Origin of the sequence: Loktanella sp. D2R18, from assembly GCF_003318235.1 — a bacterium.
In the GTDB taxonomy this organism is placed as follows: Bacteria; Pseudomonadota; Alphaproteobacteria; order Rhodobacterales; family Rhodobacteraceae; genus Yoonia.
Genome location: NZ_QOCG01000006.1, coordinates 288,139 through 311,166, shown reverse-complemented (window position 1 = coordinate 311,166; position 23,028 = coordinate 288,139). Strand labels below are relative to the sequence as shown.

24 protein-coding genes and 1 tRNA gene are annotated in these 23,028 nt (G+C 57.4%); 19 read left to right on the top strand and 6 right to left on the bottom strand.

Features of this window, described 5'->3' with window-relative positions; genetic code table 11:
- Positions 1–69 precede the first annotated feature (69 nt).
- From DS901_RS04300 to DS901_RS04290, 3 genes are read left to right on the top strand one after another with little or no spacing between them, the layout of a single operon-like run.
- On the top strand, positions 70–1,614 hold the full coding sequence (locus DS901_RS04300; RefSeq protein ID WP_181820756.1) for a Tad domain-containing protein: 1,545 nt from the start codon (positions 70–72) through the stop codon (positions 1,612–1,614).
- Positions 1,611–2,177, top strand: a complete 567-nt coding sequence (locus DS901_RS04295; RefSeq protein ID WP_258546645.1) for a TadE/TadG family type IV pilus assembly protein — start codon at positions 1,611–1,613, stop codon at positions 2,175–2,177. The genes DS901_RS04300 and DS901_RS04295 overlap by 4 nt, the downstream gene beginning before the upstream one ends.
- Positions 2,167–2,760, top strand: a complete 594-nt coding sequence (locus DS901_RS04290; protein WP_113775684.1) for a TadE/TadG family type IV pilus assembly protein — start codon at positions 2,167–2,169, stop codon at positions 2,758–2,760. Before DS901_RS04295 ends, DS901_RS04290 begins: the two co-directional genes overlap by 11 nt.
- Here DS901_RS04290 and DS901_RS04285 read toward each other — a convergent pair.
- Positions 2,757–3,242 (bottom strand): hypothetical protein, encoded by a 486-nt coding sequence (locus DS901_RS04285; RefSeq protein WP_113775683.1) that lies wholly within the window; start codon positions 3,240–3,242, stop codon positions 2,757–2,759. The two genes, DS901_RS04290 and DS901_RS04285, sit on opposite strands and share 4 nt — an antisense overlap.
- Before the next feature lie 91 nt (positions 3,243–3,333).
- Here DS901_RS04285 and DS901_RS04280 point away from each other — a divergent pair, with 91 nt between their 5' ends.
- The 3 genes from DS901_RS04280 (at position 3,334) to glpX (ending at position 5,974) form a co-directional block, all read left to right on the top strand.
- On the top strand, positions 3,334–3,564 hold the full coding sequence (locus DS901_RS04280; protein WP_113775682.1) for a hypothetical protein: 231 nt from the start codon (positions 3,334–3,336) through the stop codon (positions 3,562–3,564).
- A 56-nt stretch (positions 3,565–3,620) separates the two neighbouring features.
- Entirely contained in the window at positions 3,621–4,907 is a 1,287-nt protein-coding gene (locus tag DS901_RS04275) for a homoserine dehydrogenase (RefSeq protein ID WP_113775681.1), read from the top strand.
- A 101-nt stretch (positions 4,908–5,008) separates the two neighbouring features.
- On the top strand, positions 5,009–5,974 hold the full coding sequence (gene glpX / locus DS901_RS04270; protein ID WP_113775680.1) for a class II fructose-bisphosphatase: 966 nt from the start codon (positions 5,009–5,011) through the stop codon (positions 5,972–5,974).
- A 349-nt stretch (positions 5,975–6,323) separates the two neighbouring features.
- On the opposite strand, the gene DS901_RS19115 is transcribed toward glpX, so the two are convergent.
- Positions 6,324–6,455, bottom strand: a complete 132-nt coding sequence (locus DS901_RS19115; protein ID WP_404932337.1) for a zincin-like metallopeptidase domain-containing protein — start codon at positions 6,453–6,455, stop codon at positions 6,324–6,326.
- A 457-nt stretch (positions 6,456–6,912) separates the two neighbouring features.
- Between DS901_RS19115 and DS901_RS04265 the strand changes: the two genes are divergently transcribed.
- From DS901_RS04265 to DS901_RS04230, 8 genes are read left to right on the top strand one after another with little or no spacing between them, the layout of a single operon-like run.
- Positions 6,913–7,899 carry a 3-dehydroquinate synthase family protein gene (locus DS901_RS04265; RefSeq protein WP_181820754.1) on the top strand — a complete coding sequence of 329 codons (987 nt, stop codon included), beginning with the start codon at positions 6,913–6,915 and terminating at the stop codon, positions 7,897–7,899.
- 37 nt (positions 7,900–7,936) lie between these two features.
- Positions 7,937–9,154, top strand: coding sequence for an MFS transporter (locus DS901_RS04260; RefSeq protein WP_113775678.1), 1,218 nt, complete (start codon positions 7,937–7,939; stop codon positions 9,152–9,154).
- A gap of 9 nt (positions 9,155–9,163) precedes the next feature.
- Entirely contained in the window at positions 9,164–9,805 is a 642-nt protein-coding gene (locus tag DS901_RS04255) for a 6-phosphogluconolactonase (protein WP_113775677.1), read from the top strand.
- Positions 9,802–10,917 (top strand): DegT/DnrJ/EryC1/StrS family aminotransferase, encoded by a 1,116-nt coding sequence (locus DS901_RS04250; protein ID WP_113775676.1) that lies wholly within the window; start codon positions 9,802–9,804, stop codon positions 10,915–10,917. Before DS901_RS04255 ends, DS901_RS04250 begins: the two co-directional genes overlap by 4 nt.
- Positions 10,907–12,022, top strand: a complete 1,116-nt coding sequence (locus DS901_RS04245; RefSeq protein ID WP_113775675.1) for an MDR/zinc-dependent alcohol dehydrogenase-like family protein — start codon at positions 10,907–10,909, stop codon at positions 12,020–12,022. The genes DS901_RS04250 and DS901_RS04245 overlap by 11 nt, the downstream gene beginning before the upstream one ends.
- Entirely contained in the window at positions 12,019–12,732 is a 714-nt protein-coding gene (locus DS901_RS04240; protein ID WP_113775674.1) for a ribulose-phosphate 3-epimerase, read from the top strand. Before DS901_RS04245 ends, DS901_RS04240 begins: the two co-directional genes overlap by 4 nt.
- On the top strand, positions 12,729–13,820 hold the full coding sequence (locus DS901_RS04235; protein ID WP_113775673.1) for an ROK family protein: 1,092 nt from the start codon (positions 12,729–12,731) through the stop codon (positions 13,818–13,820). The genes DS901_RS04240 and DS901_RS04235 overlap by 4 nt, the downstream gene beginning before the upstream one ends.
- The gene (locus DS901_RS04230) at positions 13,817–14,911 is read left to right on the top strand and encodes an alcohol dehydrogenase catalytic domain-containing protein (protein ID WP_113775672.1); all 1,095 of its coding nucleotides are present in this window, start codon (positions 13,817–13,819) and stop codon (positions 14,909–14,911) included. The genes DS901_RS04235 and DS901_RS04230 overlap by 4 nt, the downstream gene beginning before the upstream one ends.
- A 20-nt stretch (positions 14,912–14,931) precedes the next feature.
- Here DS901_RS04230 and DS901_RS04225 read toward each other — a convergent pair whose 3' ends face one another.
- A complete protein-coding gene (locus tag DS901_RS04225; protein ID WP_113775671.1) occupies positions 14,932–15,555 on the bottom strand; it encodes an NUDIX hydrolase in 624 nt (207 codons plus the stop codon).
- A gap of 1,097 nt (positions 15,556–16,652) precedes the next feature.
- Between DS901_RS04225 and recJ the strand changes: the two genes are divergently transcribed.
- Positions 16,653–18,407 carry a single-stranded-DNA-specific exonuclease RecJ gene (recJ, locus tag DS901_RS04215; protein WP_113775669.1) on the top strand — a complete coding sequence of 585 codons (1,755 nt, stop codon included), beginning with the start codon at positions 16,653–16,655 and terminating at the stop codon, positions 18,405–18,407.
- 88 nt (positions 18,408–18,495) lie between these two features.
- A tRNA-Glu gene (locus DS901_RS04210) sits at positions 18,496–18,570 on the top strand.
- A 236-nt stretch (positions 18,571–18,806) separates the two neighbouring features.
- Here DS901_RS04210 and DS901_RS04205 read toward each other — a convergent pair.
- The gene (locus DS901_RS04205; RefSeq protein ID WP_113775668.1) at positions 18,807–19,205 is read right to left on the bottom strand and encodes a hypothetical protein; all 399 of its coding nucleotides are present in this window, start codon (positions 19,203–19,205) and stop codon (positions 18,807–18,809) included.
- Between the two features lie 300 nt (positions 19,206–19,505).
- Between DS901_RS04205 and DS901_RS04200 the strand changes: the two genes are divergently transcribed.
- Both DS901_RS04200 and DS901_RS04195 read left to right on the top strand, forming a co-directional pair.
- Positions 19,506–19,934, top strand: coding sequence for a VOC family protein (locus tag DS901_RS04200; RefSeq protein WP_113775667.1), 429 nt, complete (start codon positions 19,506–19,508; stop codon positions 19,932–19,934).
- Complete coding sequence (locus DS901_RS04195) at positions 19,928–20,644, top strand: DUF1194 domain-containing protein (RefSeq protein WP_258546644.1); 717 nt, start codon at positions 19,928–19,930, stop codon at positions 20,642–20,644. The genes DS901_RS04200 and DS901_RS04195 overlap by 7 nt, the downstream gene beginning before the upstream one ends.
- Here DS901_RS04195 and DS901_RS04190 read toward each other — a convergent pair.
- Both DS901_RS04190 and DS901_RS04185 read right to left on the bottom strand, forming a co-directional pair.
- The gene (locus DS901_RS04190; RefSeq protein WP_113775665.1) at positions 20,641–21,162 is read right to left on the bottom strand and encodes a MarR family winged helix-turn-helix transcriptional regulator; all 522 of its coding nucleotides are present in this window, start codon (positions 21,160–21,162) and stop codon (positions 20,641–20,643) included. The two genes, DS901_RS04195 and DS901_RS04190, sit on opposite strands and share 4 nt — an antisense overlap.
- A gap of 97 nt (positions 21,163–21,259) precedes the next feature.
- Complete coding sequence (locus DS901_RS04185) at positions 21,260–21,979, bottom strand: helix-turn-helix transcriptional regulator (RefSeq protein ID WP_113775664.1); 720 nt, start codon at positions 21,977–21,979, stop codon at positions 21,260–21,262.
- Between the two features lie 81 nt (positions 21,980–22,060).
- On the opposite strand from DS901_RS04185, the gene DS901_RS04180 reads away from it, so the two are divergent.
- Positions 22,061–23,005 (top strand): alpha/beta fold hydrolase, encoded by a 945-nt coding sequence (locus DS901_RS04180; RefSeq protein ID WP_113775663.1) that lies wholly within the window; start codon positions 22,061–22,063, stop codon positions 23,003–23,005.
- Positions 23,006–23,028: the final 23 nt, after the last annotated feature.

The window sequence follows — 23,028 nt, the reverse complement described above, 5'->3', positions numbered from 1 at the left end:
ACGATTATACAGGCAGGCCGGGTTGCCATATACTCAGACTGAGATTTTGCCATGGGGATAAATCAGCCAATGACCATTAGAATTCAAAAACCTGCACAGTCGCAATCCAGTAGACTTCTGCGCCGCTTCGTTAACGACGAAGATGGCGGCTTGATCGTGATGACGCTAATTCTGCTGATCACGATGCTGCTAATGGGCGGCATGGCTGTCGACTTTATGCGTTTTGAATCTCGGCGCGCCGAATTACAAAGTGTTGCTGATCGCGCCGTGCTTGCCGCGGCCGAGCTTGACCAAGAGCTTGATCCCCAATTGGTTATCGATGACATGTTCGAAAAAACCGGGTATGGTGACAATATTTTGTCGACAACAATTGGCGGCGATTCAGTAACATCTCGCTCTATTTCTGTTTCGACAAACCTTGATATAGACACGTTTTACCTTCGCCTCGCCGGCATCGATACGCTTTCTGTCCCAGCACATTCCGGCGCGATTGAAGGCGTGGGAAACGTTGAAATCTCGTTAGTTTTAGATATCTCTGGATCGATGGGCTTTGACGGGACCGACGCAGATGGAAATACTGTAGACCGCATTGATATTCTGCAGCCAGCAGCGAAAAGTTTCGTTACTGCGATGCTGACAGATGAGCTTGAAGACCGCGTATCCATTTCGTTGGTTAATTATTCAGAAAACGTCAACATTGGTGACTATATTTTTAGTAAATTGACGTTACAGCAACCAGAAACGTGGTATGAAATTCCCGACGACGAATTCCTGCCCGAAGATGAGCGTGTAGGTGGTGTAACAACGAACCCCAGCCGCTGCGTCGATTTCAATGACGACGAATTTGAAACAACCGTATTTGATACCACGCGTGCGTATTATCAGGTTGAGACATTTGATTACACCAGCAGCAACAGAACATCGACGATAACGACTCCCCGTTGCCCAACAGAAAGAGCTGGCGACTTCGAACCTCAAATCGTTCCGCTTTCACAAGATCTTACCGAACTAACGGATGCGATCGACAGCCTAGAGCCGACGCTCAACACTGCTATTCATAAAGGTATGAAGTGGGGGGTTTCACTGCTTGACCCGTCAATGCGTCCAATTTTTGATGATACCACGGGCGAAATTGACCCTGTCTTCGCTGGAACGCGTCCATTGGACTACACTGCATCGAGCGATGGCATATCGACCGTAAAATATGTTATTCTTATGACTGACGGAAACAACGTAGCCGGCACTCGCCTTGATCCGTCTAACTACGATTCTTACGAAGAACGGGCAGTATTTACTCAATATCCGCTGCAATACTGGATGAGAGACAGAAACTGGGACGATATTGAGCCTCAGGTAACCCGTCCGCGCGACTACGAGGACCTCCTATACACAAAGTATTCCGCGACGGATGCGAATACGCTTCTTGAGAACATTTGCGACGAAGCAAAAGCACAAGACATCATTATTTATACCATCGCTATGGGTGCTACGAGTTCACAAATGCAGGATTGTGCATCGTCGGAAGCGCATTATTTCAATACTCAGGGCGGTGAATTGGAACAGATTTTCGCTGATATTGCGGAACAGATCACCCAATTGCGGTTGAGCCTATGATGACTCGATTGCGAAAGTGGATCGGCGCATTCAACGCTGACGAATCTGGAGTTGTCACCGTTGAATTTGTGATCGTCTTTCCGATCTTCTTTGGCTTCTTCCTGATGACATATGAGATGGGCATGATTTCACTGCGCAATGTCAGGCTTGAACGCGGCATTGACATGGCCGTGCGCGAAGTACGGATCGGGGTGATGGCCGAGCCAACAAGTGAGCTGCTCAAGGAAAGCATCTGTAACTACGCGAAAATGCTACCAGATTGCGAAAACCAGTTAGAATTGGAAATGCTTGTCCGTGACGTGCGTGCGTGGGTAGATATCCCCACAGATGTTGCCTGCATCGACCGCAGCGTGACAACACAAGCCGCCGTTGAATTCTCAAACCTCGGAAACAATGATGTTGTGTTTTTGCGGGCCTGTATTCGTGTCGATCCTTTTTTGCCAACAACAGGCATTGGTAAAGCCATTGTTGACGCGGCAGAAGGCGACGACGCAGCAGGGTCGTCATACGCATTGGTCGCATCGGCCTCATTTGTAGTGGAGCCATTCGCAGATGAAGATTAAGTCACTCCTGCAAGATTTTCGTGATGACGAAAGCGGCGTTATCGCAATCGAGCTATTGCTTGTCGTACCAATTCTGGTTTGGGCTTTGCTGTCGACACTTGTCTATTTCGACGCGTTTAAGACTGAATCGATCAGTACACGTATGAGCATGACAATCGCAGACATGTTCAGCCGTGAGGTCGAAGTCGACAACACGTTTATCAATGGCGCACATGATTTGCTTGAGGCGCTTACACCCTCTGCGAACGCGCCAGATATGCGCATTACAGTCTATACATTTGACGAGAGCGACGATGAGTACGACCGCGTCTGGTCACGTCAAAGGGGCGGCTATTATTCTAACCATACTAACGCTACGCTGCGTGCAGAGTCTGATCGCTTGCCTGTTTTGTCAGATGGCGACAACGCGATTCTTGTTGAAACACACACTGAATATTCGGCGCCATTTTCGATTGGTATCGGGCCGTTTTTAGAAACTGACTTGGACGATCTCAGCTTTAACACGTTCACAGTCATTCGCCCCCGTGACGGAAACGTATGTTTCATTAAGAATAACGGTGACCCACTTTGTAGTGACGATTAGAGCCGCGCTGCGGTGATGCGTAACGCGATTTGTTCAGCCATAAATTTGGCTTGACCCGCCGACGTCACACCACCGACACCAACCCGGCGTCCAAAACGCCACCAAAGCCCCGGTGCCCAAGCCCGGGGTTTTTGGTTTTTTAGTTTCAGGGTAAACCCGTTGGATGGCTTAAACGCGAACGCCCCACGGTCAACAGCCACAATTTCATCCATACGAGCCAAGACAAACCCGTTAGTGGCGCGCAGTTCTGTATCGGTCAGTTCGATTACCCAAAGCGTACTGCGGCGCATCGTCTCCGCTAGCCAAAGCATCGTGACACCAAAGGCCAGCATAAACACGAGCCAAACCGGGGATGGCGGCTGCACAAGTGCCGTGTAAATCACCAATCCGCCCAATCCGAGCAAAACCCCAAATGCGAAAATGCGGCGCACCGCAGTGGTTTGCACAGTTGCGTGAACTTCGTTTGTTTCAGATTGAGACATCGTAAACCCCTGTTTTGTTAAACCTGATCTAACCGATGTCTATGCGATTGCCTAGTTGCGCTAAGCGGCGCGGAATGCAAAACATCATACCATGCGTTTTATGCCTCTCTTCTTTGTCGTTCTGATCGGTTGTGCCGAATTTCCGGCGCTCGACGGCACGATCAGTGATACCGCCCGTGCGGCCCCCTACCCGACGCTAACGCAGCTACCGCAAAGCGCAGAAATCGAAGGCGTCGCGGATGCAGGGCTTTCTGCCCGCGTTGCGGCCTTGCAAGCCCGTGCAGCCCGGTTGCGCCAGATCGACATCGCCGCGTTGCAGTAACCCGTCCCTTTCGCTAGTACGGCGGTAAGACAAACCAACGATGGACGGACCCCGACATGACGACACCACTACGCCTTGGAATTGCGGGTCTGGGCACCGTTGGCGTTGGCATCATCAAGATTGTTCAAAAGCACGCAACCTTGCTCGAACAACGTGCAGGGCGCCCCATCGTGATCACCGCAGTGTCTGCGCGGTCCAAGGATAAAGATCGCGACGTCGATCTGTCTGGCTTTGCTTGGGAAGATGACCCTGTTGATCTGGCCAAACGCGACGATATCGATCTGTTCATCGAGGTCATGGGTGGCCATGAAGGCCCCGCCAAAGACGCCACAGCCGCCGCGATCATTGCTGGTAAAGACGTCGTGACCGCCAACAAGGCCCTGCTTGCGATCCACGGGCAAGCGCTCGCAGAATCGGCCGAGGCAGCCGGCCGCGTGATCCGCTTTGAAGCCGCTGTCGCCGGGGGCATCCCCGTTGTCAAAGCCCTGACCGAAGGGCTCGCTGGCAATGATATTTCGCGCGTCATGGGCGTGATGAACGGCAGCTGCAATTACATCCTGACCCGGATGGAAAGCGCGGGGCTCAGCTATGATGCGGTCTTTGATGAGGCAAACAACCTCGGCTATCTCGAAGCAGACCCTGAACTTGACGTTGGCGGGATCGACGCCGGGCATAAGCTGGCGCTTTTGGCGTCGATTGCCTTTGGCACACAGGTCGACTTCGACGCGGTCGAACTTGAAGGGATCGGCGCGATCACCATCGAAGACATCCATCAAGCCGCCGATATGGGCTATAAGATTAAGCTGCTAGGTGTGGCCCAATTGACAGGCCGCGGCCTTGAACAACGGATGTCGCCTTGCCTTGTGCCCGACACATCACCTTTGGGGCAGTTGGACGGGGGCACCAATATGGTCGTGCTTGAAGGCGACGCGGTTGGACAAATCGTGCTACGCGGTCCTGGAGCTGGCGAAGGCCCAACGGCAAGTGCGGTGATGGGCGATGTGATGGATATCGCGCGCGGAATGCGCATGTCGACATTCGGGCAGCCCGCAAACACGCTGCGCAATGCGCGTGCGGCGCGTGCGGCGGTGCCTGCACCCTACTATTTGCGGATGCAGTTGGTCGATAAACCGGGCGCATTGGCCAAAGTGGCCCACGCTCTGAGCGAGGCAGGCATTTCCATCGACCGGATGCGCCAATACGGGCACCAAGAAACCGCCGCACCTGTATTGATTGTGACCCATAAAACCACCCGCACCGCGCTCGAAGAGGCGCTTGCAGATTTTGCAAAAACCGGCGTTGTTTCGGGCACACCCGTCGCAATTCGTATCGAGCAAGTCTAAGCCTGCTTTCTCAGCGCGTAACGTAGCAGGTTAGCGCAAACAGTATTGCAGCCATGCCCTAGACACGGTTTAGGGGGATTGTTCATCAAAGGATCCAGACCGTGACCAAAGCCGCCGATTTCAACGACCGCTCACTCTCGCTTGGGCTTGCCCGTGTTTCCGAAGCTGCGGCCATTGCCTGTACCCCATTGATCGGGCGTGGCGATGAAAAAGCCGCTGACCAAGCTGCGGTCGATGCGATGCGCACCCAGCTTAACAAGCTTGATATTGCTGGTGTTGTGGTCATCGGCGAAGGCGAACGTGACGAAGCGCCGATGCTTTATATCGGTGAAGAAGTCGGCACCGGGACCGGCCCCGGCGTTGATATCGCGCTCGACCCGCTCGAAGGGACAACGCTGACTGCAAAAGACATGCCAAATGCGCTCGCGGTCATCGCAATGGGGCCGCGTGGGTCTATGCTACACGCGCCAGACGTCTATATGGACAAATTGGCGATTGGCCCCGGCTACGCCGATGGTGTCGTCACGCTGGACATGTCACCCAGCGAACGTGTGGCCGCATTGGCTGCGGCCAAAGGCTGCACCGCGCGCGATATCACCGTCTGCGTGCTCGAACGGCCGCGCCACGAAGACATGATTGCCGAACTGCGCAGCACCGGGGCCGCCATCCGGCTGATCACTGATGGCGATGTCGCGGGCGTCATGCATTGCGCAGAACCAGACATCACAGGTATCGATATGTATATGGGCTCTGGTGGCGCGCCCGAGGGCGTGCTGGCAGCCGCCGCGCTCAAATGTATGGGTGGACAAATTTTAGGCCGCCTGTTGTTCCGCAACGATGATGAACGGGGCCGCGCGACAAAGGCCGGGATCACAGATTTTGACCGCGTCTACACACGCGACGATCTGGTAACCCAAGATGTGATTTTTGCGGCCACAGGCGTCACTGATGGATCACTGGTGCAAGGTATCAAGCGCGAAGTCGGCTATGTCACCGCCGAAACAATCCTCATGCGGTCCAAAACCGGTTCCGTGCGACGGATGATCTACCGCAACCCGGTTTCCTGAAACCCGTGTCAAAATAAGTCTTAATGGACAAAAGTGCTTACCGGGCGTTCGTACAGAACGCAGCGAACGACTGGTGTGAGCCCAAGGCGGACGTGCTGGAAATGTGCTGCGCGCGCTCGCAGCGCGAAAAACTCTGCAAGTGCTCGATCATCGGTGCTGCCGTGCGGCGGCAAAACCAGTCATTCATGCTTCGCGCAGCGCAAGTGGGGCGGGCAAAAATGAGGTCGCGGACAAACCAAACTTTGGATATTCGGCCTTCGCTGGCGAGGCACGTCTTCGCATGGAATCTTGCATCATGTGAGCGATGCCTGATGTGACCTGCGGCGCGAAAAACTTCCCGATTGTCGTCTCAAAGGGCGTTGATCCACCCCTCGACCTTTGCTGCTGACTGCTCGAGATCCGTTTTGAAACCGCGCTTTACGCCAAGAATGCTCACTGCAATCTCAGCGATCAGTTCCTCGAAAGCATAGTCCTTTTTGATGATAAGAGAATGAATTCTGTCACGTCCACCGGAAAGTTCAGGCGAACGTTCTGAACCGTCTTGCCATTTTTGACCTCGTTTTCGAAGGCATTGCCGAAAGTCGTAGAAGTCATTTTCGTTTGGCCATCGCGATCCCGGTACTCGGCCGTAAAACGAGCTTATAGGAGGCAGTGAGCCGTGTTACCAAACATTTAATAAAATGTCATAATGTTGATACAAATTACCCTCAGGTTGAATGGATGCCGATCTGAACTACAGAAAAGTGTATTCAATTAAAGAAGCGGAAGAATAATTGAGAGAACTATGTTTATCGGCGCAAAAATGCGCAGAATTTGAAGTCACAGTAAGTCGAGGCTCCTTTCAAAACGATATCGCAGACAGTTTCGATGGGTTAAGGGGGAGGAAATGCGTCCTCGTCACGACCCCCACTGTCTGGACGCTGTATGGCGAAAACGCCGTGCGAGCGCTGAAAAAATCCGGGACAAGTCCCGAAGTGCTCGTTCTGGAGTTGGGCGAAGAACGTAAATTCATGCCGTCAGTCCTGAAAGTTGCGCAGTGTGCGCAGCGTGCGGGGGTGGATCGGCATGGCATTTTAGTCGCGCTCGGCGGCGGTGTCGTCGGCGACATCGTGAGCTTCGCGGCCTCAATGATCCGCCGCGGTGTAGGGCATGCGCGCATCGCGACGACGCTGATGGCGCAGATCGACGCGGCCGTTGGCATCAAGGGCGGGGTGAATTTCAATCAAAGCAAGAACTACCTTGGCTGTTTCCATCCACCCGAAGAGGTGCTCGTCGATCCCGACCTGCTTAAGAGCCTGCCGCTGGCGGCTGTGCGGCAGGGCATGGCAGAGATCGTGAAGATTGCGATGATCCGCGACCGGCGGCTGTTCGAAATGCTGGAGGAATGTGGCGAGACGCTAATCGGCACGCGCTTCGCGCAGCCGGTGGCGGTAGCGGATGAGGTGATCACGCGGTCGATCGACGGGATGCTGATCGAGTTGTCCAGCAACCCTTACGAAAACATGACGCTGGAGCGCTATGTCGATCTCGGCCACATGATCTCCCCGGCGCTCGAGGCGCAGAGCGGCTATACACTGCACCACGGCGAAGCGGTGGCGATTGATTTGGCCTACACCAGCTGCATCGCGAACGATGCCGGGCACCTCTCTGATGAGGACCTGCTGCGGGTAATTGGACTGTTGCGCCGGCTTGACCTGCCGACCAACCACGCCTTCTTGAACGAGGCGCTCGTGCTCAGGGCCTTCGAAGATACCGAGAAGCACCGCGGCGGGGCGCTTAACTTGCCAGTTCCGACAGGGATCGGGACCTGCGATTTCATTCGCTCCCGTGCCGAGTTGTCCGATGCAACGGTGACGCGAACGCTGATGCGACTGGCGGAAACCGAGGACATGCTGTCCGAAGCCGACCTTTGCGTAGTTATCTGACCGGCTTTTCGAGCGCCGAAATATCCAGAGAAAATCCATGAAAAAACTCTCCGCATTCGCGACCTTGCAGGTCGCGAACCTCTTTTCCGGTGCGGGATCGGCCATCTCACTGTTGGCAATCCCATGGGTCCTTGTGGAGACGACGGGAAACCCAGCGCTGATTGCAGGGTATTTCCTCGTCTCGCAGATCTGCCTCCTCCTGCTGCTCCCGGTATTCGGCCCGACGGTGGACAGCCTCAATCGCAAGACCATCGCGATCGTTCTGCAGCTGGGCGGGTTGGGGGTTCAGCTAGTGGCGGCCTACAGCTACACGCTTTGGCAGTCGCACTGGATCCTACTTTTCTCCGCCTCGGTGATCCTAGTGCTGCGCGGCCTTGACCAAGTGATACGGCAGAGCATCGCGCAAGCACTCGTCGACAAAGAGCAATATCGCTCGGCCAACAAGAAGATCGAGTTCGTCCGGCAAGGTGTCACCTTTGCCAGCGGCATCGTGGCCATTCCGATCTACCATTTCGGCGGGATCGTCTTTGTCTTGCTGGTGGATGCATTCACCTTCGCCTTTGCCGGCTTGTGCCTCTCGGTCCTGCCGCGGCTGAAGATGACTCCACAGCTTCAGGGCAAGGCCAGCCTGTTGCAATTGGCGCGGGATTCTGTGGACCTGATTCTGTCTCGCCCGCGAGCCTCAATCTTGCTCGCGGTCAGCACGATTCCTACCTGCGCGGTGGTGGCGATGAACATCATATACCCGGACCACTTCCGCAGCTTTCTGAACGAGAGCTCGGCAACCTACTACTTCCATGACAGCATCTATGCAGCCGCTGCCATGGCCATGGTGATCCTCTGGGGCACGCGGCAGCATAGCCCGCCGGACCTGTGTAAGCTCTTGTCCCTACCGATGGCGGCTTTTCTGTTTGGGGTTGTTCTTATCGCGACGGTGCCGAAACTGGAGGCGACCTATGCCGCGATTGCCATATTCGCGATGATAGCTGCCTACATTCGCATGAACCGCTCCACCTACATCATGGATTCATTCGACGATGCCGAGCAAGGCAGAGCGAATGCAACAGTCGAATTGTCGGCCACGATGATCTCCATCGTCCTGACAGCCGGGCTGGGGTATCTAAGCAAGCTCGTCGGGGTACAGTATCTCTGGAGCGTTTTTCTCGTCATCGGAGTACTTGGGGTAATCGTCCTCTTGATGACGCCTGGTACCAAGTCGCTCGCCTCGCCGTCCAAGTTGGACGGACCAAGATAGGAAATCAACATGTTACATTATCATGATACCTCTACGGGCGCCGCGCTCCACGTCGCCGATGCCCTATACCGGGTGCTTGCCAACCAACCCGTGCGGGGATGTATTGCGCTAGGGGGTGGTTCGACCCTTAAACCCGTGGCTCGGGAACTGGCCCGGCGCCTCCGGGATGCGACGGACGCGCGCCGTCCGGTCGATATCTTCGTCACCGACGACTTCGTCGATCCTGGTGAGGGCTCGAACCTCCGGATGTTGCAGGAAGCCTTTGCCTGTGTGCCGGATGTGACGCTGCATGCCACAGAGGCCGCCGTCGCAATGGAGCAGATCACTGGGCGCGCGCAGTTCGACTTCGTCGTTCTCGGCCTCGGAACCGATAGCCACACCGCAGCGGTGTTCACCGCTGAGGATATCGCGAACCCGGACAGACTCCTTAACACGACCTGTCCCCAGGGCACGGCGCGACGCTCTCTCGGGCTCGCGGCCATCGCGACGGGGCAGCATATCGCCATCGTGGCGACGGGAACTTCCAAGGCTGAAGCGGTCGCGCAGATATTTCACGGCAGCCCAGCCTCTGCCGGGGTGCTGGCTCGGCTACCGCAGGTTGAGATTCACGTCGACCCCGCGGCAATGCAGAAGGTGGGGAAACCTCAATGAACGTGAAGAGATACAATTACGAGGCGCAGTTTGCAGGAATTTCCGGTACCGTGGAACAGGCCATCGGCAAAGCGCTGCTCAGTGGGAACTACATTCTCGGCACGGACGTCGATTCTTTCGAGGCGGATTTTGCGGCCTATTGCGATACGCGGTACTGTATCGGCGTGAATTCCGGCACCGATGCGTTGATTCTCGCGCTGCAGGCTTCGGGGGTCGCCCCAGGGAACCGAATAGCAGTGCAGGCAAACACCTTCTTCGCAACGGTGGCGGCGATCTGCCTGACGGGCGCGACACCGGTTCTGGTCGATGCTTGTCCGGAGACCTTCCTGATGGATCTCGACAAGCTGGCGACTCTCGACGCGCTCGACTTCATTTTGCCAGTACATCTTTTCGGGTTAGCCACCGACATGGACCGGCTCTTGGAGATCGCGGGACAACACGGGGCGCAGGTGATCGAGGATTGCGCGCAGGCCCACGGCGCCAGATGGGCGGGCCGCCCAGTCGGCAGTTTCGGGCGGGTGGGTTGTTTCAGTTTCCATCCCAGCAAGAACCTAGCAGCGGCCGGAGATGCTGGGGGATGCGTGACAGGCGATGCCACGGTCGATCAACGTCTGCGCATGCTTCGCCACCTCGGACAAGCCGAGCAGAACGACCACACGATCGTTGCGCGCAATTCTCGGCTCGACGTGTTGCAATCCATCGTGCTACGCGCCAAGCTGCCTTCGCTTGATGAGTGGAACCAGCGCCGCCGCGAGATCGCCGCGCGCTTCCGCGTCGGGCTGTCCGGGCTGCCGGTGTCGTTTCAGGCAGAGGGGGAGCCGGGCACGCACGTGTACCACCTGTTCCAATTGGCCACGGACAATCGCGATGCCCTGCTGAACGCTTTGTTGGCGCAGGGGATCGATGCGACGGTGCGCTACCCAGTGCCGATCCACCTGCAACCCGCCTATGCCCATCTCGGCCACGCCAAGGGCGACTTCCCGGTCGCGGAACGGCTGGCGCGGCAACTGCTCTGCCTGCCGATCCGCCCGGACATGAGCGATGCGGAGGCTGATGGCATCGTCGAAGCGGTGCACCATTATTTCGAAGGAGCCAGTGGCCATGCCGCCTGAAACGATAAACCAACCACTGGTCTACAACGCGGTGTCGCTTGTAGACGGAACGCCAAAATGGACGCGGGAAACATGGACCGGTGCAGCGCCGAACTTCGTCGCGCGGGTGCGGGTTGCGGGGCTGTGCCGCTCGGACCTGAAGGAAGCCTTCGGGCGGCGTGACGTACGCCGAGATTTCGGGCATGAGATGGTGCTAGAGGTTCTTTCAGAGGAGGCTGGGGGCGGGCTGCGGTCGGGACAGAGGGTCGTCTTCGATCCGCACGTTGCGCTCCAGCGTAGTACCGGCTTTGCCCCTATGTTCTACGCGCGCGCGGACGCCGGGACGCTGAGACGAGCCTTCGTCCCGGTGCCGACAGGGATGGAGGACAATATCGCGGTCCTTGCCGAACCGCTTGCCTGCGCAGTGCACTCAGCGGAGCGCGCGCTAGCATATTTCCGCACCGCCACGCAAGGGCAGGCGCCGCGCAATGTGGCCTTCACCGCAGCGGGACTATCCTCCGTCTTGCAGGCCTGCGTTCTGCGGCAATCGGGCCTGTCCTGCGACATCTACAACCGCAGTCCGGCGCGCCCTGCCTACCTAAGGGATCATACGCCGCTCGAGCGGCACGGGATCAATGTCCCTCGCGAGGCTTCCGAGGAGAATTTCGACATTGTCGTGGTGTCGGATGCTTTTTCCGACGAAGCCTCAATCGGGCGGGCCCTGCGCATGGTGCGGCCCGGCGGGCTGGTGCTCCTGTTCGGCGGCACCAAAAGCGGCGAAACCTCCGCGCTCCTGTCGCTGCCGAAGGACGCGCTACGCCGATCAGAAGGCTTCGTGCAAGTTAATGTCGGGGGCAAGCCGGTGACCGTTGGGGGTACGCATGGCGCGCTGCGGGCGGACTTCAGCCGGGCGCTAGCCCTGCTCAGTACGCCCTCATGGCAGCCCCTGTTCGTCGCGCTCGTAGAGCGGAGCATCCCGGTTCAGGAACTGCCGGAACTGCTGCAGCGGCTGCAGGCAGGACAAGAGAACAACTTTCTGAAAACACTTGTCAAAACGACGATCCATGAAAATACCGGACTGACGGTTTCCGCACTCCGGCAAAATGATAAGGACACTTTCCGATGACGCATGCCGACAAGCTCTTCGACTTCCCCCCCGGGGCGACGCCCCCAATCGTCATGGCCCCGGCCCTGCTGGGCGGACCCTTCATTAGCATGCAGGCCAGCGCTGAGGCCTGTCTCGAGGGTGGCGCGGACGTGCTGCACCTCGACGTAATGGACGGCCATTTCGTGCCCGATATCACCTTCGGCGCGAAGATGATCGCCGAACTACGGGCCAGGCTGCACGTCGAGACGGTCCTCGATGTGCACCTGCTGTGTGCCGGGGTGGATGAGAAAATCGACGCGTTCCTCGAAGCGGGGGCGGATGTACTGAGTTTCCCGCTGGAGACCTCGAACAACCCCTATCGCAGCCTCGAGAAAATTCGCGACCGGGGCTGTCGTGCCGGGGTCGCGATCCTGCCTGCGACGCCGCTCTCGGCGTTGGAGGAGCTTCTGCCGCTTATTGATCTTGTGGTCGTCATGACGGTGCATCCGGGCGAAAGCCGCCTCCTGGACACGATGCCCGGCAAAGTGGCTAGGTTGCGCGCGATGATCGACTCTTCCAGCCACCGCGTGCGGATCTGCGCCGATGGCGGGGTCAAGCGCAACACCATCGGCGGGCTGGCGGCGCACGGGGCGGACTGGATAGTTGCGGCATCGGCGGTTTTCTCTGGCGGTGAGATCGCAGGCAACATCGCTGGGCTGCGACAGGACGCCGACGCGGGACGGCAATGACACTTTCGGTGCAGCGGGCACCGGCGCAAGCGGGGCAGGCGATCGCGATGGATATCGGCGGCACGTGGTTCCGCTCGGCACGCGTTGGAGCGGACGGCGGTCTCTCGGACCGCCGCAGCGCGCCCGCGCTCAGCGCGCGTAACCACCCGGAAAAGACTGCGGCTGATCTCCGGGCCGCGCTTTTCTCCTATCTAGTGGCAGAGGCACGGCATCATGCGGACCGCGCGCCGGGGATCGGCGCGGTAGGGGTTTCCATGGGGGCCGCGATGCATCACAGAACTGGCGTGATCTGGAACTCCGGGCCGCTCTGGGGAGCTTGCAGCGATCCCTTCGACCTCGGCAGCGCGCTGCGGCAACGGGCGCCGGAGTTCGACTGGCACGTGACGAACGATGTCAGCGCGGCACTCCTGGCGCTCGTTACCGGGGACGGGCATCCTGTCGTTAGCGATACCTGCTATATCACCGTCTCAACAGGCATCGCAGCGCGGATCTGGTCCGCCCGGGCGGGCGGCATCGTCATCGACGATATTGCGGGCCTTCAGGGCGAGATCGGCCATTTGCCGGTTACCGCCACGTTCCGGGGGCGTGTTCTGCCGCTGACCTGCGATTGCGGCGGCGCACATCACCTGAACGCTGTGTCTTCAGGCAGAGGGATGGAGGCCGTGCTTGAGCATGTACGCGAAACCCATCCCGGGATCGCCCACGGGCTGGGGCTGGCTCAGGGGGGCGACCATATTACAGCGTTCGGGACAGCGCTGGATCGCGATGCTCATTTTGCGCACGATATCTTGTCGACTTGCCTGCGTCCGCTGGCGCAGGTCGTCCTGACCATGATCGCTGCGAACCCGGCCATCGCGCGCATTCATTTCGGCGGCGGGGTCCTGGACGGCCTCGGGCCGGAGCGCTGGCGCGATGCGCTCATCGGGGAACTCGAAACCTATGGTGCCTACCAGATATCCGAGCGTCACCCGGCTTTCTTCAACGAGTTGGTCCGCATCGTCGACGGCGGCGATCTCGGCCTGCTGGGGGCGGCGCAGATAGCGACGCGCGGCGCGCCGGTCTTCCTGTCGGCGGGGGGGGCAATATGATGCACGCTGCGATCACCCTAACCGGTCCGGGACGGTTGGGCTACAGCCGCGATCCGGTCCTGCCGTTACCCGAGGGGGCGCTGCGTATCATGCCGCGCTTTGCCGGGGTTTGTGGCACCGATCTCGACATTATCCGCCGCACACGCAGCGACATGCCCAGCGTGCTCGGGCACGAGGTGGTGGCGGAAGTTACCGAGTGCTGCGCCCAGTTTTCTGCTGGCGGAGCTGGCGGGCGGATCGTCGTGGTCAACCCGGTTTCTGACGCCGACCAAACCCGCAATTTCGGGCATTCAATTCCCGGCATCTGGGCTCAGCAACGGGTTGTCACGCAGCAAGAAATCGCCGACGGGCACCTCTCGGCCTGGCACTCGGCGGAGATCGGGCCGGAAAGCGCGCTGGCGGAGCCGGTGGCCGCCGCGCTCTACGCGCAGGGGTTGATGGGGCTCGACGCGGGCCATGCCGCGCGGGTGCTGATCCTCGGATCGGGCGGCATCGCGCTGACGCTGGCCCTTGTCCTGACCGGGAAGGGCCACTCCGTTCTACTGTCACCCAGCGATACGGATCATGCAGCGCAACTGGCGCAGGGACTAGACAGTTTCCCCGGTGTGCAGATCGTTCCGCGAACCGCCCTCACGCAGTGCGGCTTCCGCGTCGATGCCGCGGCAGTGATGGTTTCGCGTGGCGGGTGCCGCGCCGCGATCGGGCAAGCGCTCGCCGTGCTGGAACCCGGTGGTGTCCTCGATCTTGTCTCGTCGGTGGCGCCCGGTGTGTCGCCCGCCTGCGGCAGGTTGAGCTTCGACGATCTCGCGGGGATCCGCTGGCGTAACACGCGCGGCACCCCGACCGCGGGTGCCTACCTTGACGGACAGGGTCCGAACGGGCCCTATCGGGTGACAGGGCAGCGCGGGACCTCGGCGGATCAGATTGCGGCGGCCGTGATGCTGATCGACGCCTACAGCACGCGGTTCCGACGGCTCGTGTCGCATGTGGTTCCCTTCGAGGAGGCCGCCGCCTTCGTCGAGGCCGTGGCCCGTAACCGCGCGCTCCGAATCGACGGGCGGATCGTTACGAAGGCGGTCATCGCGTTCTGACGCGGCGCAGCGGTTTGGGGTCAGTCGAATAGCGGCGCCCGCCCGGGATCGGCGGAACAGGCGAAGGCCGCCTTGATGTCACTCTCCAGCACCCGCTTGTGCGACAGGGGCGGAAGCGCGTCCGGTGTGAAGAACCCCACACTCGTTGTTTCGAGCCCCGTGCTAGGGATCTGATCGTCACCGGCCTCGCAGAGGAAAAACAGTTTGTAATAGTCAAAGAGATCGGAATCGTAGGGGTTCTGTGCCTTATGGCGCAGGGCGTAGAGCTGCAAGACCTCGACTGACAGCCCAGCCTCCTCGAGGAATTCCTTGCGGATGTTCTGCGCAGCGGACAGGCCGACATCCGCGAAGCCTCCGGGCAGAGACCAAACTCCGTCCCTGTGCTCGCGCACGAGCAGGATCCGCCCCTCCCGGATCAGCGCGCCGCGCACGTCGATCTTGGGCGTGGCGTAGCCTTCCGAGGAGCTTGCCAACAGGCCCTCGATCTCGGCCACCGGTGCGTCGGCGAGCCGCGCCATCATCGCGATCGCGATTTGCGAGATCTCTGTATAGCGCTCTATGTCGAAAGGGTCCCTCGCGAAATGTCGCCCGGAATCGGCGATCGCCTTCAAGCGTTTCGTGTTAGCCAGCCATTCCAGATCCATGGGGCGTCTTTCCAAAAAAGTAGGTAGGAGTTTGGCAGAGTATGGTATCCGGTCTGGGTAGGTGGTCAAGATGCTTCTTCGTGGATTGTACTGGAGTGGGTCTCTGAAATAAGCGGTTTCGTTTTGGGTCTGTCGGAAACTGGACCCGTCATGATTTGATGTTGTCCTGGGTTCTCATTTACGCAGCCTGAGCATGGCTGGTGGACACGCTCGCCCGCATCCTAGATTACAAGATCAACCGCGTCGACGATCTACTGACTTGGAAAACAGCGATATACGGCGGCTGGGCCCGACGCTTACCGCGCTTAGTCAATTCACCAAATTTTTGAGCGCACGTGGTGCGAGCGTTTCATCAATTTTCCAATTTCTCGCAGGCGGAGCACCTATGGATTATTCTCATCAGCATTTGATGTGAATTTTGCTAGGATATCGGCATAGTAGTTTGATGCTATGGAAATCGAAGCGAATAAGTGGATTTCGGTGCGAAACTTTGGGTTTTGGTTGGCAACTAAGGTCTGTGTGGAGACAACGACAGACCGAGAATGCGAGGTCTTTGTCATCCAGCCTATCGCCAACTGGGTCGGTTCGAGCGGAGTTGGTGTCGCAAGCTTTGGTTTGGCATCATTCGCGTAAAAAGCCCAGTATCAACTACAGTCACCGTCACTTGGTGAACGACCCACGTGTTGCTGGGGACGGGGATTAATCGTTGAAGCCGACTTTGGCGCAACTGCATCAAATTCACGCTCCGTCCGCACCTCGCTGGTCGGACCAGGTTGCGGCAAATGTGCGGTCTCGGTTTGGGCCATGTTAACGCTGGTGAATGTCCGGTTCGGTGACCTTCGCCGAGGTGCAGCGGTCGGCCTGCCGCAACCGCAAAAGGATGCTGCGTCAGCAATAGCCGCATGTGCACAAGTCCGGTTTGTCCGCATAGCCGCCGTCACCATATGCAACGGTGGAGGTCCGCTTTGGGTTAAAAATGCTTGGTGTTGTGGTCAAAGGTCACTGTCCCTCTGATTTGACAGGCTAAAAAACTCCACGGCATCGATACGTAAATTCGCCGTGGCACCGGCTGCTTATTTTCATTACTGTCCCACGGTATGACACAGTCCAAAGCATTTCTTAACGTCACCCAATCTGCAACCGGACGGCGTTGGGTCGGCCCCTCAATCGAAGAAGATCGCCTTTCAGAGGCGATGACCCAATCCACGGGGCTGCCTGCCCCTTTGTGCCGGACCTTGGTGCGGCGTGGTGTGGCCGATGACGCGACCGAAGCCTTCCTCTCTCCCACCCTGCGCGACCTACTGCCTGATCCCCACGATCTGCGCGACATGGAAAAAGCCGCCACACGGTTCTTGCGCGCTGTTGATAGACGCGAACGCATTGCTATTTTTGCGGATTATGACGTCGATGGCGGCACTTCTGCAGCGCTGCTGATCAATTGGCTGCGTGACATGGGACTAGACAGCACGCTCTATATTCCGGACCGCATCGACGAAGGCTACGGCCCCAATGATGAGGCCATGGCGATGCTGGCAAAGGACCACGACCTGATCATCTGCGTGGACTGCGGTACGCTTTCACACGGACCAATCGCTGCGGCCGACGGGGCCGAGGTTATCGTGCTTGATCACCACCTTGGCGGCGAAACCCTACCCGATTGCGTGGCCGTGGTGAACCCAAACCGTCAAGACGAAAGCGGCGATCTGGGGCATCTGTGCGCCGCTGCCGTCGTATTTTTGATGCTTGTCGAAGCCAATCGACAGATGCGAGCCGCCGGTGCCAAAGGGCCGGACCTGATGGCGATGCTCGATCTTGTGGCGCTGGCGACGGTGGCTGATGTCGCCCCCCTGATTGGGGTGAACCGCGCTTTTGTACGCCAAGGTTTGACCGTCATGGGGCGACGGCAACGGATCGGCTTGACCGCGCTCGCTGATGTGGCGGGGCTGGACCAAGCGCCGACCAGCTATCACCTGGGGTTCTTGCTGGGGCCACGGGTGAATGCTGGTGGGCGGATTGGGCAGGCAGATCTTGGTGCGCGGCTACTAGCAGCGACAAACCAGCACGAGGCCGAAGCCATGGCCAGAAAGCTCGATCAGCTCAACACAGAACGGCGCGAAGTCGAAGCACAGGTCCGCGACTTGGCGCTTGAACAGGCGACGGCCCGCGGGCTTGATGGGCCGCTGGTCTGGGCGGCTGGCGAAGGCTGGCACCCCGGCGTTGTTGGGATCGTCGCGTCGCGGCTTAAAGAAGCCACCAACCGCCCCGCGATTGTGATCGGACTCGACGGCGATGAGGGCAAAGGATCGGGACGTTCTGTGTCCGGCATTGATCTTGGCGCGGCGATCCAACGCGCCGCCGCTGATGGGCTTTTGATCAAAGGCGGCGGGCATAAGATGGCCGCCGGTCTGACTGTCGCCCGCGATCAGCTGGACGCTGCAATGGACCGGATCGGCGCGCTTTTGGCGAAACAAGGGGCCGCCGACATTGGCCCCGCTGATTTGCGCCTTGATGGGCTATTGATGCCGGGTGCGGCAACTGTCGAATTGGTCGAACAGATTGAACAGGCCGGACCATTCGGCGCAGGCGCCCCTGCCCCACGGTTTGCGTTTCCTGATGTGCAAATCCTATTTGCCAAACAAGTCGGGGCCAACCATCTAAAAATCACCTTCGGGGACGGGCTGGGCGCACGGATCGATTCTATTTGTTTTGGTGGCATGGATGGGCCGATGGGGCCGATGCTTATGGGGCATAATGGCGCGCGATTCCACTTGGCCGGGCGGCTCGAGATTAACACATGGCGGGGGCGGCAGTCCGTGCAACTGCGCCTCGAAGACGTGGCACCTGCCCACTAAATAACTTTCGGAACAAAAAGTAAAAATAAATCAAAATACCTCTTGCGCCCTACGCGCAGTTTTTCTAAAAGCGCCACACACCAAGTGCGGTCCCTTCGTCTATCGGTTAGGACGCCAGGTTTTCAACCTGGAAAGAGGGGTTCAATTCCCCTAGGGACTGCCATTGGTGTGATACCCCCCAATAAACGACTAGCGTATAGCAGAGCGTTCCTAACGATACGTCCATTGTAACGTAGCTTAGTGACCATCTTCCGACGAAAGCCCTCGGCAACCGGCCGACACGCAAGATCGGCAAAAGCACCATGACGAATGTTGCCCTTTGCCGATCTCTATTAGGTTCACATACACATCGTTTCAGGACCTCGGCCCTCAAGGTACAACCCCATGCCGATCACCCCATTATTCACAGTCGTGAGCAACAAGATGTGTCGTGCTGCCAGAAGTCTCAAACGAATAGGTGCCCTGTTCCTCGGCTTCTTTCATCACGTCATCAACATGATTATCGAGATAGCGTTTTAGTTCGTCTTGGTCTCCGCTCTCTACGTTTGCAATATCAAAGAGGATAGGGTTGATGAACGCTTGCACGTCTCTTTGCGTCGTTGCGACCAATTGCACACGGCAATTGCTACCAACTTCGTTGATCCAACGTGTCACAACGGTTGTGATCTCCGATTCAGTAAGCGCATCAATCCGCGCCCGTGCCTCGTCTAACGCGTCAGCTTGCGCCTGAGCCGCGACCGTTATCAGAGCAACTGCACACATCGCCATGCGCTTGCGAACGTTCATCTCGAAATTCATGTTTTTTCCATTTTTGTAAAAGGTGAAAGCAGAACAAGATACTGAATAAATGCGTCCAATACACGCTCATCGAAAGTGAGGGGGTATGGATAAAAATCCTCGTAATTCAGGATATTAGTATGGGCAATACAGCAATGCCTCCGCCTGCGCTGAATACACGAAAACGTTATAGGTATGACGTTTCCGCCCCAACACGCGTCCACGATTGTCTCGGCCGCAAAGCATTTTGTAAATCACCATGTTATTTTCCGCGTTCCCACCTTAGTCTCATTGATGAATGCTTTACGAAGGAACAGACTGATGCCAATCAAATATCTGCATACAATGGTGCGGGTCAAAGACCTTGAAAAAACCATGGCGTTCTTTGCCTTGTTGGGGCTGAAAGAAACCAAACGCCATGATGTTGAGGCTGGGCGTTTCTCATTGATATTCATGGCCCCCGAAGGCCAAGAGGACTGCCCAATAGAGCTGACCTATAACTGGGATGGTGACGATGAATTGCCGACAGATAGCCGCCACTTTGGGCATCTTGCCTATGAGGTCGACGATATTTACGCGACCTGTCAGCACCTTATGGACAATGGCGTGACGATCAACCGCCCGCCGCGTGATGGCCGCATGGCGTTTGTGCGTTCGCCGGACAATATTTCTATCGAACTATTACAGGCCGGAAACAACCAGCCGGTAGCGGAACCATGGGCAAGCATGGAAAACACAGGCCATTGGTAAAAGCCACCCTCTTTGCCGGGCTTTGCACCATTGCAAACCCGGCTGAGGCCTGCCGCCTTGCGCTCGTCTTAGCGGTAGATGTGTCGTCTTCGATCGATGCCGCCGAAGACCAATTGCAACGCGCGGGGCTTGCCGCTGCCCTGATCGCGCCCGATGTGCAAACCGCCTTTATGGCCAGCCAAGACCCGGTCGCCTTGTTCATTTTTGAGTGGAGCGGGCGATACAACCAAGACGATATCCTGCCCTGGACCATCATCGACGACCCCAACGACCTGTATTCTGCCGCGCAAACCGTTTTGGATAGCAGCCGCGGTCATGACGATTTCCCGACTGCGATGGGATATGCGCTTGGCCATGCGGCGATTCAGTTGCAAAGCGCGCCACCTTGCGACTTTCACATAATCGATGTTGCGGGCGACGGTATCAATAACGAAGGGTTTGGTCCCACGCAGGCTTATGCCGCCTTTCCATTTTCCGGGGTTACGGTGAATGGCTTGGTCGTTGAAAGCAGCGCCGATAGCTTCGATGCGAACCCACTGACTTTCTACCGAGATCAAGTGATCCGTGGACCTAGCGCATTTGTTGAGATCGCCAATGGTTTCGCCGATTATGAAAACGCGATGCGCCGCAAATTGATCCGCGAGGTCACGCCGCTTATCATGGGTGAGGCAACGCACGGATTGCAAAGCATCGCGATTTTGTCGCCCTAATAGATATAGCGGATTTGTTCGGTCCAGTACCGTTCGACCCGCCGCAGTGATGCGGTGATCATGTCTAGACCGTCGTGATCAAGCACTTCACGGTCAACCAGCCCATCAGCATGTGTCAAAAACAGCTTTGCGACGATAGCGCGGACATTGCGCCCCTTTTCCGACAGGCGAACGCGCACGGACCTGCGATCAATTTCACTGCGTTGGTGATGCATATAGCCAAGATCAACCAGCTTTTTCAGATTATATGATACGTTGGAGCCTTGATAATAGCCGCGTGTTTTCAATTCGCCCGCTGTGACTTCATTATCGCCGACGTTAAACAGCAAAAGCGCCTGAACCGCATTGATTTCAAGGATACCCACGCGTTCGAACTCATCTTTGATCACATCAAGCAACAAGCGATGGAGCCGTTCAACCAGTGTTAATGCGTCCAAATAGCTTGCCATGAAGCTGGCACTACGCGCGGCCGCAAGCCCTGACGGGTTTGGACCATCAATGTCGGTATGAATGCTCATCTCTATTACTCCGTCTTCAGCTTGGGTACTTGGCTAAAACAAAATAAAAAACATTCAGTTAAATGCTAAAATTGTAACGATTTTTCAAAATACAAACTCAAGGATGCTGATCCCTGACGGGGCGCACCCCATCATCAAACTGCACATGACGTCGGCGAAAAACGCGCTCTGCGACGCAGCTTGGACCAGTGATGCGATCCATACGGAAATGACGAAAGCCGTTTCGGGTGGGATCCCAAGACACCAAATACCAAAGCGGCGGCAGGATCAGCATGGCTTGCGGTTCTACTTCTCTACACGTGACCGCCCCCTTTGCATCGCGATATTGAAACCGAAGATATTGCCGTTCAAGAAAAGCCGTTTCAAATGCGGGCAGTAACGCGGGGTCCATCGCGCCCATGTCCGCAATATTCACCTGTGGCGCAAGCGGCCCAACGTAAAGGCAATCCAAAAACCGGCGCAGGTCGCGGATTTTATCCGAAGGCAGCGCCTTTTCGATCTTCGCAAGCCCCGCGTCCGCAAGCCCCGCAAACGGCAGGTTCCCAGCCGCGCGCATAGATGCCACGCTGATCAGTAAAGCAAAGACCTCTGCCACCGACAGTCGCGCCGTGGTCTGCAATGATTGCGGATCAAGCTGAAGCCCGCCGCCGCGCCCCGGTTCAGAATGAATGACGAACCCCTCATCGCGTAGCGCGCAGATATCGCGCAACACGGTCCGCCGCGATGCGCCGACCTCTCGTGCAAGCTCCGCAATCGTTGTAGTGCCGTTGCGGCGCAGGCTGCGCACAAGTGTATCTTGTCGATGACGCGGGTTCATTTTTGCAGGTTACCAACAATTGGTGCCAAAATTTGGCACTAATTCAATTTAGATCTTCTTGCATGATGCAAGCAAGGAGAAATGACATTGCAAACTTATCCAACTGACTTTCCGACTCCGACCCAAATTCACGTGAATGGGGTGGAACTTGAGGTCTTTGAAGCAGGCCGCGAGAACGCGGGAAACCCCATTTTGCTGTGCCACGGCTGGCCTGAGCACGCTTATTCTTGGCGCTATCAAATCCCCGCACTTGTGGCTGCCGGTTACCACGTCATCGCGCCCAATCAGCGCGGCTACGGGAATTCATCCTGCCCAGATGCGGTCGAGACTTATGACATCACGCAGTTGGCCGGGGACCTGATCGGCTTGCTTGATTACTTTGGCTATGAGAACGCGATATTTGCCGGACATGATTGGGGGGCGAGTGTCGTCTGGGGGTTGGCCTTGTTGCACCCCGCGCGGGTGAGCCGGATCATCAACCTCGCCCTGCCGTACCAAGCGCGCACCCCAATGCCGTGGATTGATTTCATGGAAGAGTTTTTTGGCGGCGACCATTATTTCGTCCACTTCAATCGCCAACCCGGCGTTGCCGATGCCATCCTTGACGCGAACCGTACGCAGTTTTTGCGCAACTTGTTTCGGAAAAACCTGCCCCAAGCCGCACCGGAACCGGGTATGATGATGATTAATCTTGCACAGGCAGAAACAGCGCTTGGCGACCCTTTGATGGGCTCGGATGATCTGGAGGTCTATATCAATGCATTTCAGCAATCCGGTTTTACCAGCAGTATCAACTGGTATCGTAATCTGGACCGGAATTGGCACCTGTTAGCCGATGTACCCCCGGTGATCAAAGTTCCAACCTTGATGATCCATGGCGACCGCGACCTGATCCCGCAGTCAGAAAACCTATCTGAGTTTGTACCAAATGTTGATGTGGTCAGCTTTGATTGCGGCCATTGCATTCAACAAGAAAAGCCGTCCGAGACAAATGCAGCAATACTGGATTGGCTGGCCAAATCATAAAATCTGCGCCCGCGGGCCAAAAC

Excerpts from the sequence above, each read along its gene's own strand:
- DS901_RS04300 (WP_181820756.1), top strand. The coding sequence starts at position 70 with ATGACCATTAGAATTCAAAAACCTGCACAGTCGCAATCCAGTAGACTT.
- DS901_RS04295 (WP_258546645.1), top strand. The coding sequence starts at position 1,611 with ATGATGACTCGATTGCGAAAGTGGATCGGCGCATTCAACGCTGACGAA.
- DS901_RS04290 (WP_113775684.1), top strand. The coding sequence starts at position 2,167 with ATGAAGATTAAGTCACTCCTGCAAGATTTTCGTGATGACGAAAGCGGC.
- DS901_RS04285 (WP_113775683.1), bottom strand. The coding sequence starts at position 3,242 with ATGTCTCAATCTGAAACAAACGAAGTTCACGCAACTGTGCAAACCACT.
- DS901_RS04280 (WP_113775682.1), top strand. The coding sequence starts at position 3,334 with ATGCGTTTTATGCCTCTCTTCTTTGTCGTTCTGATCGGTTGTGCCGAA.
- DS901_RS04275 (WP_113775681.1), top strand. The coding sequence starts at position 3,621 with ATGACGACACCACTACGCCTTGGAATTGCGGGTCTGGGCACCGTTGGC.
- DS901_RS04260 (WP_113775678.1), top strand. The coding sequence starts at position 7,937 with ATGAAAAAACTCTCCGCATTCGCGACCTTGCAGGTCGCGAACCTCTTT.
- DS901_RS04255 (WP_113775677.1), top strand. The coding sequence starts at position 9,164 with ATGTTACATTATCATGATACCTCTACGGGCGCCGCGCTCCACGTCGCC.
- DS901_RS04250 (WP_113775676.1), top strand. The coding sequence starts at position 9,802 with ATGAACGTGAAGAGATACAATTACGAGGCGCAGTTTGCAGGAATTTCC.
- DS901_RS04245 (WP_113775675.1), top strand. The coding sequence starts at position 10,907 with ATGCCGCCTGAAACGATAAACCAACCACTGGTCTACAACGCGGTGTCG.
- DS901_RS04240 (WP_113775674.1), top strand. The coding sequence starts at position 12,019 with ATGACGCATGCCGACAAGCTCTTCGACTTCCCCCCCGGGGCGACGCCC.
- DS901_RS04235 (WP_113775673.1), top strand. The coding sequence starts at position 12,729 with ATGACACTTTCGGTGCAGCGGGCACCGGCGCAAGCGGGGCAGGCGATC.
- DS901_RS04230 (WP_113775672.1), top strand. The coding sequence starts at position 13,817 with ATGATGCACGCTGCGATCACCCTAACCGGTCCGGGACGGTTGGGCTAC.
- DS901_RS04225 (WP_113775671.1), bottom strand. The coding sequence starts at position 15,555 with ATGGATCTGGAATGGCTGGCTAACACGAAACGCTTGAAGGCGATCGCC.
- recJ (WP_113775669.1), top strand. The coding sequence starts at position 16,653 with ATGACACAGTCCAAAGCATTTCTTAACGTCACCCAATCTGCAACCGGA.
- DS901_RS04205 (WP_113775668.1), bottom strand. The coding sequence starts at position 19,205 with ATGAATTTCGAGATGAACGTTCGCAAGCGCATGGCGATGTGTGCAGTT.
- DS901_RS04200 (WP_113775667.1), top strand. The coding sequence starts at position 19,506 with ATGCCAATCAAATATCTGCATACAATGGTGCGGGTCAAAGACCTTGAA.
- DS901_RS04190 (WP_113775665.1), bottom strand. The coding sequence starts at position 21,162 with ATGAGCATTCATACCGACATTGATGGTCCAAACCCGTCAGGGCTTGCG.
- DS901_RS04185 (WP_113775664.1), bottom strand. The coding sequence starts at position 21,979 with ATGAACCCGCGTCATCGACAAGATACACTTGTGCGCAGCCTGCGCCGC.
- DS901_RS04180 (WP_113775663.1), top strand. The coding sequence starts at position 22,061 with ATGACATTGCAAACTTATCCAACTGACTTTCCGACTCCGACCCAAATT.